At 58.8% G+C, this 2,924-nt stretch carries 1 protein-coding gene; it reads left to right on the forward strand.

Features of this window, described 5'->3' with window-relative positions; all coding sequences use genetic code 11:
- Nucleotides 1-209: 209 nt before the first annotated feature.
- The coding region (locus WD012_RS08395) for a starch-binding protein (RefSeq protein WP_339563297.1) at nt 210-2,924 on the forward strand (2,715 nt) is incomplete at its 3' end.

Genomic DNA, 2,924 nt, shown 5'->3' on the forward strand with positions numbered 1-2,924 from the left:
CGGTCACGGTCAAGTAGCCCGGTTCCCGGGTGTGGTTGCGGTCGGTCCCCGTTACAGGCGGAGACCGGCCGCAACCCATACCCCGCCGCATGCGGGGATAAGTGAATACCGGATAATTGAATACCGGTAGAGAAGCGATGACAACAACGTCATTGAACCAAAGGAGAATTATGCGAGCTTCTCGTTCTCGCGGCATATCAAGGATGGATATGCTCTCTAGGAAGATAGTGGCGATGGTCGCCTCCGCGGCCTCCCTCGCCGCATTCGCCGGGGTCGGCACATATACTGCTACATCGGCCAATGCTGCCAGTACGGTGACCTCCACCGCCAGCACTACGTCGAGCGGTACGCGCGACAGTTACGCTGACACGGTAGGCAACGCCACGTTCGAGGCTGCACGCCAGAAGTACGGTCTGGCGAAAGATATGAAGGATGGCGCCACGCTGCACGCCTTTGAATGGTCGTTCAAGACCATAGAGGAGAACATTCCGGATATCGCCAAAGCGGGCTATACCTCAATCCAGACCGAGCCGATCGTCAAAATTAAGGACAACCGCAAGCTCGGCACCGGTAACTGGTACCTCAACTGGTACTACATCTACCAGCCGACGGACATGACCATCGGCAACTATGTGGTCGGTTCCGAAGCCGAATTCAAGTCCATGTGCAAGAAAGCACACGAGTACGGTCTGCGTGTCATCGTGGACTCGGTGTCCAACCACTTCACCTCGGATTTCGATGTCATCGCAGACAAATGGCGCAATAAGAACTACTTCCACGAGGACAAGCAAATCTCCGACTACAACAATCGTGAGGACTGCACCCAGCACAAGCTGTCCGGCCTGTGGGACCTCAACACGCAGGATGACACCGTGACCCAGGGCATGGCCGACCTGCTCAAGCAGACGGTCGCCGATGGTGCGGACGGCTTCCGCTATGATGCTGCCAAGCATATCGAGCTGCCTGACGAGGTGTTCGGCAAGCAGTCCAACTATTGGAACACGATTCTCAAGAACGGCGCCCAATACCAGTATGGCGAGGTGCTTGAGGACGCGAATGTGCGAGAAGCCGATTACGCCAATCTGTTCTGGAACAGCTCGGTCGCCGGCGGCGGCATCACCGACTCCTCCTACGGCCATGAAGTGCGTAACGGTGTGCAGCACGGCAACCTGTCGGCCAGCCATTTCACCCAGCACAACAAGGTGACTGAAGACAAGACCGTCAACTGGGTGGAATCGCATGATAACTTCGCCAACGGCGAGGCGAATATCCCGCAGGAGCTCAGTGATGAATGGATCAAGTATGGTTGGGCTGGCGTGACCGCCCAGAAGAACGGCATGTCCCTGTTCTTCGACCGTCCGTACAAGGACGGCGGCACGTATGGCACCGGCGGCAAGGGCACGTATGGCAATGGCAGCGGCCCGTTCACCGAGAACTCGAAGCTCGGCGACGCCGGCTCCGACCTGTGGAAGGACCCGGAGGTCGTGGCCGTCAACCACTTCCGTAACTCCATGATTGGCGAGAACTCGAACGTGAGCAACTGCGGTGATGACCTGTGTCTCATGGTTGAACGTTACGCTGGCTCTTCTGCCCAGGATGGCGTGGTTGTCGCGAACGCGAACGGCAGCGTCAAGAACCTTGCCGGCACGTCCACGAAGCTGGCGAACGGCACGTACACCGATGAGGTCACCGGCAGCACCATTACGGTCTCCGGCGGCACCATTACGTCCGGTTCCGTGAACGCGAAGGCGATTGCGGCGTTCTCCAACAAGACCCGTTCCGAGAAGATTTCCACAGCTGAGGCGTACCCGAACAAGGGCACGATCCCCGGCACGTCCAAGAAGATCACGCTGCGCGCCTACCAGGCGACCAACACGACCTACATGACGTCCGACGGTCAGTCCGGCTCCTATTCTGACGGTGATGTCATCAAGATCGGTGCCAACGCCAAGAAGGGCGACGTGCTCACGGTGACAGTGAAGGGTACTGGTGCTGACGGCCAGGCCATCACGCATACGTACTCGTACACCAAGCAGGGCGACCCGACCTATGATCCTAGCGACGGCACCCAAAGCCCATGCGACAAGTACTGTGTAACCTACATGCAGAAGAACAGGTACAACCCGGATACCTACATTGATTCGGAAGAAACCGACTATGAGGGCGGTTCCGGCGTGGACGCGACCGGCGTGTCCATCTTTGGTGATGATGTCTCCAACGGCAAGGTGTCCCGCGATATCTCGTCCGGCAATACCTCGCTGACGCTCAAGGCAACCGTAACGCCTTCGGACGCCAGCCAGCGCGTGACTTGGAGCAGCTCCGACGATTCCGTGGCAGCTGTCAGCTCGGAAGGTAAGGTCAGCCTCAAGAAGGCCGGTACGGCGACTATCACCGCGACCACCTCCAACGGCAAGACCGCTACGGTGACGATCACCGTGACCGGTGAAGCGCCTAAGGCGACGAACGTGGTGTACGCGGCCAAGCCTTCAAACTGGAGCAAGATCTACGCCTACGTTTACGTTGACGGTTCTACCAATAACGCGAAGTGGCCGGGCGTGGAGATGACTGCGATTTCGGGTACTGATACGTGCGGCCAGTCCGGCTACTATTACGATGTGCCGGACAGCCTCGCCAGCAACGCGAAGGTCATCTTCAATGATGGCGGCAGCCAGCAGGTTCCGGGTGCGAATCAGGCGGGTATCTCCTACAACGGGGGTACCGTCCGTTGGTCCGGTTCCGGTACCACCCTCGAATCCGTGGCTTGCAAGACGCCTGATGTTCCGGTGTCTTCGGTTGCGGTTTCGGGTTCGGGTGTGTCGAATGGCGCGTTGTCGTTGGTCAAGGGCAAGTCGGCCCAGCTGACTGCGACCGTGAGCCCGTCGAACGCGACGAGCAGGACGGTTGTGTGGAGTTCGTCGAACGCG

It is taken from the genome of Bifidobacterium thermophilum, assembly GCF_037482445.1.
In the GTDB taxonomy this organism is placed as follows: Bacteria; Actinomycetota; Actinomycetes; order Actinomycetales; family Bifidobacteriaceae; genus Bifidobacterium; species Bifidobacterium thermophilum_B.